The sequence below is a fragment of the Mesorhizobium sp. M7A.F.Ca.US.014.04.1.1 genome, from assembly GCF_003998745.1.
GTDB lineage: Bacteria > Pseudomonadota > Alphaproteobacteria > Rhizobiales > Rhizobiaceae > Mesorhizobium > Mesorhizobium ciceri.
Window position 1 is genome coordinate 1 of the sequence record NZ_RZRW01000308.1, and the last position, 7004, is coordinate 7004.

The window sequence follows — 7004 nt, forward strand, 5'->3', positions numbered from 1 at the left end:
GTTCCCGGCCGCATCTTGGCCATGGCGTCGGCGGCGACGGAGAACGAGATCTGGAGCATGCCGTCATGGCCGACGAAACGGATGCGCTGGCCCGCCTCGTCATAGCTGCGGCTGCGGTTGGGGAAGGTGAGGCTCATGTCTTAGCCTCCGTAACTTTCTTGGTCACCCGCTTCTTCTTCGGCGTCGGATTGAGGGCCTGGGCGACACGATCGGCCTCTTCCTTGGCCAGCCGAAGCTCCCTCAGCCTTGCCGTCTTGATCTCCCTGGCTCTTGCCTCGGACATATATTCGGCGGTCGCCTTGTTTTTCTCCGCTGTCTTCTTCTGCTTGTCGACAAAGCGGGCTTCAGCTTTTTCCATGATCGTCTGATTGCCTTCGGCCATCGAAGAAATCTCCCTTGTGCCTGAAATCGTGAAAGTGAACTTGTCCGATAAATAGGCACTCGATCGGCAAAATTCAATCTTTTGAATTATTTGACATTCTGCGGATATCACGAAACGGCCAGCTGAAATAATACTTTTGAATATTTAATTTGGTACGCGAATAATTTTTGGCACTCCTATCTATCGAGTGCCAACGCGTCTATAGAGGAGGGGCGTGGCCGCCTGTGCCGGCCCCCAGAAAGAAAGTTCCCATGAAATTTCGGCCACTCCACGACCGCGTCGTCATTCGTCGCGCCGAAGGCGATATCAAATCCAAGGGCGGGATCATCATCCCCGACACTGCCAAGGAAAAGCCGCAGGAGGGCGAAGTCATCGCTGTCGGCCCTGGCGCACGCGACGAAAACGGCGCGCTTGTTCCGCTCGACGTCAAGGCCGGCGACTTCATCCTGTTCGGCAAATGGTCGGGCACCGAGGTCAAGATCGACGGCGAGGACCTTCTGATCATGAAGGAAGCCGACATTATGGGCGTCATCGACAAGGACGAGACTGGCATCATCGACAAGGGCGAGACCGCTGCAACCGACAAGACCGTGGCCGCCAAGAAAGCTGCCTGACCTTATTTTCTCCGAACGTACTGGATAAAAATCATGTCTGCCAAGGAAATCAAATTCTCCACCGACGCGCGCGACCGCATGCTGCGCGGCGTCGAGATCCTTACCAATGCTGTGAAGGTCACGCTCGGCCCCAAGGGCCGCAACGTCATCATCGACAAGGCCTATGGCGCGCCGCGCATCACCAAGGACGGCGTCACCGTCGCCAAGGAAATCGAGCTTGCCGACAAGTTCGAGAACATGGGCGCCCAGATGGTGCGCGAAGTGGCCTCGAAGACCAACGACCTCGCCGGTGACGGCACCACCACCGCCACGGTGCTGGCCGCCTCGATCCTGCGCGAAGGCGCCAAGCTGGTCGCCGCCGGCATGAATCCCATGGATTTGAAGCGCGGCATCGACCAGGCGGTTTCCGCCGTGGTCAAGGAAATCCAGGCGCGCGCCAAGAAGGTCAAGTCGTCGGCCGAGATCGCGCAGGTCGGCACCATCGCCGCCAATGGCGATGCCAGCGTCGGCGAGATGATCGCCAAGGCTATGGACAAGGTCGGCAATGACGGCGTCATCACCGTCGAGGAAGCCAAGACCGCAGAGACCGAACTCGACGTCGTCGAAGGCATGCAGTTCGACCGCGGCTATCTCTCGCCCTATTTCGTCACCAATGCCGACAAGATGCGCGTCGAGCTGGAAGAACCCTACATCCTCATCCACGAGAAGAAGCTCGGCAATCTGCAGGCGATGCTGCCGATCCTCGAAGCGGTGGTGCAGAGCGGCAGGCCGCTGCTGATCATCTCCGAGGACGTCGAGGGCGAGGCTCTGGCGACGCTGGTCGTCAACAAGCTGCGCGGCGGCCTCAAGGTCGCGGCCGTCAAGGCGCCTGGCTTCGGCGATCGCCGCAAGGCGATGCTGGAAGACATCGCCGTGCTCACGTCGGGCCAGATGATCTCCGAGGACCTCGGCATCAAGCTCGAAAACGTCACCATCGAGATGCTCGGCCGCGCCAAGCGCGTGCTGATCGAGAAGGACACCACCACGATCATCGACGGTGCCGGCACCAAGGCGACCATCCAGGCGCGCGTCGCTCAGATCAAGGGCCAGATCGAGGAGACGACGTCAGACTACGACAAGGAAAAGCTGCAGGAGCGGCTGGCCAAGCTCGCCGGCGGCGTTGCGGTGATCCGGGTCGGCGGCTCGACCGAGGTCGAGGTCAAGGAGCGCAAGGACCGTGTCGACGACGCACTGCATGCAACCCGCGCGGCCGTCGAGGAGGGCGTGCTGCCCGGCGGCGGCGTCGCCTTGCTGCGGGCGGCCAAGGCGCTCGATACCGTGCAGACCGACAATTCGGACCAGAGGACAGGTGTCGACATCGTGCGCCGTGCCATCGAAACGCCGGTCCGGCAGATCGCCGAGAATGCCGGCGCCGAAGGCTCGATCATTGTCGGCAAGCTGCGCGAGAAAAGCGAATTCGGCTGGGGCTGGAACGCCCAGACCAATGAATTCGGCGATCTCTTCGGCCAGGGCGTTATCGACCCGGCCAAGGTGGTGCGCACCGCCCTCCAGGACGCGGCATCGGTCGCCGGCCTGCTGGTGACCACGGAGGCGATGGTGGCCGAGAAGCCGAAGAAGGAAGCCGCCGCCCCGGCAATGCCCGCCGGCGCCGGCATGGACTTCTGAAGTCGCGGCCCAATCCGCCCGCTCCCCTGGCGGGGAGCGGGCGTCAGTCGAAGAGAGAGTGGAGGTAAAGATGGATGCAATGGCTGGCCTCGGATCCGTACCGGCTCCTACGCATCAAGCGAAGGAATTCCTGGCCTATGAAACAGAATGCAGGAACGTGCTGAAGCCGCTGCTGGCAGGGCTGCTCGACATGGCTGAAGCCGCCGGCTGGAACCGGCGAACCGCGGCGTCGGCACTGATGTTCCTCGCAGCGCAGCAAGTGTCGGCAACATCCGAGGTATCCGCCGGCAGCGGCTGAACGGAAATCGGCCAGTCCCTTCACCTATCCGCGGCGGGCCGTGCTTCCCGGTGTTCGGCCCGCTGCAGGCCCTGAACAATCGAGAGGAGGTACAAGCCATGAATCGCGGGCAATTCGAAGAACCGGTCACACTTCTGGTCGGAATGGGCTTTCCGAGGATGATCGACAGCGTGATGGAAGCCTATGCACTGCTGCAGGACTGGCCGAGCGCCGGCCGCAACGGCGCCCATGCCATCGCACTCAACGCTTGCAAGGCGGGCATCGTCGGCGAAATCGATCCGGAGACGGTGCGGGCCACGCTGGTCAGCTTCGCGCGCCGCCACGACATACTGGTGCCTGACATGGTTACGCCGCTCGCGACGGTGGCGGGTGGTGCGCTGCGCACCAGCTGAACTACGATGACGGCGCTGCAACAGCGCCTGAACACGCTGTTCTTGCGATAGGCCAGGCGCCCACCGGACACGTTGGAATTCCGTTTCGGGCGGTAGTGTTCTCGTTGGTCAGTCGAGCGAACGCGTCAGCAAGACTGACCTGTTCTGCCCGAATAGCGCCTCTGAGCGCGCCCTTCCGGTTAAAAAAGTATCATCCATTGTCTTGAATCGTGGTGGCGCCTGTTGTCATGAGCCGGTACCGTGGCTCTTGAAATGCAGAGCCGAAACCAATTCGGCCGGTTTAGGGAATTGGGCCGAACGCGGCAAATATCCGTGCCGGCCGGGAGGAAACGGACATGGAACCGGACCTGGAAGTTGTCCAGATACGACGCGGGGAGTCCTTCAAGGCGTGGTCGCATGGCTACCCCTTCCATACGGTGCGCTGGCACTTCCATCCAGAATATGAACTGCATCAGGTAATCTTCACCAACGGCCGCTATTTCGTCGGCGACTTCATCGGCGAGTTCGAGCCGGGCAATCTGGTGCTGACGGGGCCGAACCTGCCGCACAATTGGGTCAGCGACATCCCCAAGGACAGCTCGATCCCGCTGCGCGGCCGCATCATTCAGTTTTCCGAAAGTTTCATCGGCGATGCCATGCATGTGCTGCCGGAGCTGGCGGGGCTTGCGGCTCTGCTCGAGGCGTCGCGGCGCGGCGTGCTGTTTTCCAACCGCACCAGCAAGGCGCTGGCGCCATTGATGGAAGAGATGATGCAGGCGCAGGGCGTGCGCCGCATCGAGCTGTTCATGATGATCGCCGGCCTGCTAAGCCGCGCCCAGGAATTCCAGCTGCTGGCCAGCGCCAGCTATCGGCCCGATCCGTCGGGCTACATGACCGCCGGCATGAACAAGGCGCTCGCCTATATCAGGGAGAACCTGACGCAGCTGTTCGACGAGGCGGATCTCGCCGCCATCGCCGGCCAGTCGACCGGGGCCTTCTCGCGCTCGTTTCGCCGCCACACCGGCATGTCGCTGGTGCAGTATGTCAAGCGGCTGCGCATCAATCTCGCCTGCCAGATCCTGATGAGCGACGAGCAGGCCTCGATCACCGACATCTGCTACGAGGTCGGCTTCAACAACCTGTCCAATTTCAACCGGCAGTTCCTGGCGGAGAAGGGCATGCCGCCCTCGCGCTTCAGGCGCCTGCTGGCCGACAACATCAACGCGGGAAAAGCCGCTTAACGGAGGAGCCAGGGAGGAACCAAGGGAGGATTTTTCTTTTGCATGACGGACGTGAGCCGCGTTGAGCGGTTCGTGATGGAGAACGCTTGTCTCGAATTCCTCCGTCGGCGGAGGACGTCGGCGCGGCTCGAAAGTCCAGCGCCGGACCCTGGTACCCCTTCAATTGGGGCGAGGGTGGATGGGTGTCTTCAGACCACCAAAGCAGTCACGACCTTCTTACAACATATCCAGAAACGGAGAAGACCGAATGACCAAACTTTCAATTTCATTGAAGTCCACTGGCAAGTCCGCCGGCATGGCAGCGCTTGCGCTGTCGCTGCTGGCAGGCACCGCCGCTATCGCCAAGGCAGCCGAAGTCACCGACGCCACCGTCGCCTTCCTGATGCCTGACCAGGCCTCGACCCGTTACGAACAGCATGATTATCCCGGCTTCGCCGCCGAGATGAAGAAGCTGTGCCCGGGCTGCAAGGTGCTCTACCAGAACGCCGATGCCGACGCCTCGCGCCAGCAGCAGCAGTTCAACTCGGTGATCTCGCAGGGCGCCAAGGCGATTGTGCTCGACCCCGTCGACTCGACCGCCGCCGCCTCGCTGGTCAAGCTGGCGCAGAGCCAGGGCATCAAGGTCATAGCCTATGACCGGCCAATCCCGACAGCGCCGGCCGACTTCTATGTCTCGTTCAACAATGAAGGCATCGGCAAGGCCATCGCCGATTCGCTGGTCGAGCACCTGAAGGCGCTGAAGGTCGATCCGGCCACCGGCGGCGTTTTACAGATCAACGGTTCGCCGACCGACGCGGCGGCCGGCCTGATCAAGAAGGGCATCCATGCCGGCCTCGACAACAGCGGCTACAAGATCCTGGCCGAATACGACACGCCGGAATGGGCGCCGCCGAAGGCGCAGCAATGGGCCGGCGGCCAGATCACCCGCTTCGGCCCGAAAATCCTCGGCGTGGTTGCCGCCAATGACGGCACCGGTGGCGGCGCCATCGCGGCCTTCAAGGCGGCCGGCGTCGATCCGGTGCCGCCGGTGACCGGCAATGACGCGACGATCGCGGCACTGCAACTGATCATCGCCGGCGACCAGTACAACACCATCTCCAAGCCGAGCGAGATCGTGGCGGCGGCCGCCGCCAACATCGCCATCAAGCTACTTTCTGGCGAGACGCCTAAGGCCGAGATGACGCTGTACGATACGCCCTCGCAGCTGTTCACGCCGGCTGTTGTGACGCAGGAAAACCTGAAGGCCGAGATCATCGACAAGAAGATCAACACCGCGGCCGAGCTCTGCGTCGATCGTTACGCGGAAGGCTGCAAGAAGCTGGGCATCGGGAACTGACCGCGACCCTTGCCCGCTCCGCTGCCTGGCCACCCGCGTGGTGGCCAGGCAGCGCTCATGCGAAATTTTTGAACCGGTTTTGAAAGGCTTCCTGGCATGACCGATACCTCGGACGAACCGGTTCCGGCAGGCGAGCTGGTGCTCAGCCTGCGCGGCGTTTCGAAGAATTTCGGCGCCGTTTCGGCGCTCACCGACATCGATCTCGATGTCCATGCAGGCGAAGTGGTGGCGCTGGTCGGCGACAATGGCGCCGGCAAGTCGACCCTGGTCAAGATCCTGGCCGGCGTGCATCAGCCGAGCTCAGGCACGATCAGTTTTCGCGGCAAGCAGGTGACACTTGCCGATCCGAGTGCCGCGCTGACGCTCGGCATCGCCACCGTGTTCCAGGACCTGGCGCTGTGCGAGAACCTCGACATCGTCGCCAACATCTTCCTTGGCCGCGAACTCAGCCCGCTGCGGCTGGACGAGGTGGCGATGGAAGTGCGCGCCTGGACGCTGCTCAACGAGCTTTCGGCGCGCATCCCGAGTGTCCGCGAAGTGGTCGCTTCACTGTCGGGCGGCCAGCGCCAGACGGTGGCGATCGCGCGCTCGCTGCTGCTCGAACCCAAGCTCATCCTGCTCGACGAGCCGACGGCAGCGCTTGGCGTGGCGCAGACGGCGGAAGTGCTCAATTTGATCGAGCGGGTGCGCGACCGCGGCCTCGGCGTCGTCATCATCAGCCACAACATGGAAGACGTGCGCGCCGTCGCCGACCGCATCGTCGTGCTGCGGCTTGGCCGCAACAACGGCATCTTCTCGCCCGATGCCTCGAACCAGGAACTGGTCAGCGCCATCACCGGCGCCTCGAACAATTCGGTGTCGCGGCGCGCCGAGCGCAGGCAGGCCAGGCAAGACCAGACCCAGGAGCCACGCCCATGAGCCGCGAAGCCGAACAGGCCGCCCCCGTGCCGCCGCAGCTCGACCGCGCCGATGTGCGCGTCAAGCTCGAGGCGGGGATCGGCGGCGCCATCCGCCGGTTCTTCGACCGGGTCCGCTCGGGCGATCTCGGCTCGCTGCCAGTGATTGTCGGGCTGGTCATCATCTGGACGGTGTTCGCC

The 7004-nt window shown here is 62.9% G+C and carries 9 protein-coding genes and 1 pseudogene; 8 read left to right on the forward strand and 2 right to left on the reverse strand.

What is annotated here, in order from left to right; all coding sequences use genetic code 11:
- Both EOA22_RS20025 and EOA22_RS20030 read right to left on the reverse strand, forming a co-directional pair.
- Positions 1 to 137 (reverse strand): DUF1488 family protein (locus tag EOA22_RS20025; RefSeq protein ID WP_127390162.1); only part of this gene is annotated, 137 nt, incomplete at its 3' end.
- A complete protein-coding gene (locus tag EOA22_RS20030; RefSeq protein WP_063168668.1) occupies positions 134 to 382 on the reverse strand; it encodes a hypothetical protein in 249 nt (82 codons plus the stop codon). The genes EOA22_RS20025 and EOA22_RS20030, both read right to left, overlap by 4 nt.
- Positions 383 to 633: 251 nt before the next feature.
- Here EOA22_RS20030 and EOA22_RS20035 point away from each other — a divergent pair, with 251 nt between their 5' ends.
- The 8 genes and pseudogenes from EOA22_RS20035 to EOA22_RS20070 form a co-directional block, all read left to right on the forward strand.
- Positions 634 to 996, forward strand: coding sequence for a co-chaperone GroES (locus tag EOA22_RS20035; RefSeq protein ID WP_013530533.1), 363 nt, complete (start codon positions 634 to 636; stop codon positions 994 to 996).
- 33 nt (positions 997 to 1029) lie between these two features.
- On the forward strand, positions 1030 to 2661 hold the full coding sequence (gene groL / locus EOA22_RS20040) for a chaperonin GroEL (RefSeq protein WP_127390163.1): 1632 nt from the start codon (positions 1030 to 1032) through the stop codon (positions 2659 to 2661).
- A gap of 70 nt (positions 2662 to 2731) precedes the next feature.
- Entirely contained in the window at positions 2732 to 2959 is a 228-nt protein-coding gene (locus EOA22_RS20045) for a hypothetical protein (RefSeq protein ID WP_013530720.1), read from the forward strand.
- A 98-nt stretch (positions 2960 to 3057) separates the two neighbouring features.
- A complete protein-coding gene (locus tag EOA22_RS20050) occupies positions 3058 to 3351 on the forward strand; it encodes a DUF982 domain-containing protein (protein ID WP_027160769.1) in 294 nt (97 codons plus the stop codon).
- 335 nt (positions 3352 to 3686) lie between these two features.
- Positions 3687 to 4571, forward strand: a complete 885-nt coding sequence (locus tag EOA22_RS20055; protein WP_013530722.1) for an AraC family transcriptional regulator — start codon at positions 3687 to 3689, stop codon at positions 4569 to 4571.
- Between the two features lie 247 nt (positions 4572 to 4818).
- Positions 4819 to 5907, forward strand: coding sequence for a sugar ABC transporter substrate-binding protein (locus EOA22_RS20060; protein WP_013530723.1), 1089 nt, complete (start codon positions 4819 to 4821; stop codon positions 5905 to 5907).
- Between the two features lie 96 nt (positions 5908 to 6003).
- On the forward strand, positions 6004 to 6825 hold the full coding sequence (locus EOA22_RS20065) for an ATP-binding cassette domain-containing protein (RefSeq protein ID WP_024501653.1): 822 nt from the start codon (positions 6004 to 6006) through the stop codon (positions 6823 to 6825).
- Positions 6822 to 7004: pseudogene (locus tag EOA22_RS20070) on the forward strand (sugar ABC transporter permease); the annotation flags it as partial. The gene EOA22_RS20065 and the pseudogene EOA22_RS20070, both read left to right, overlap by 4 nt.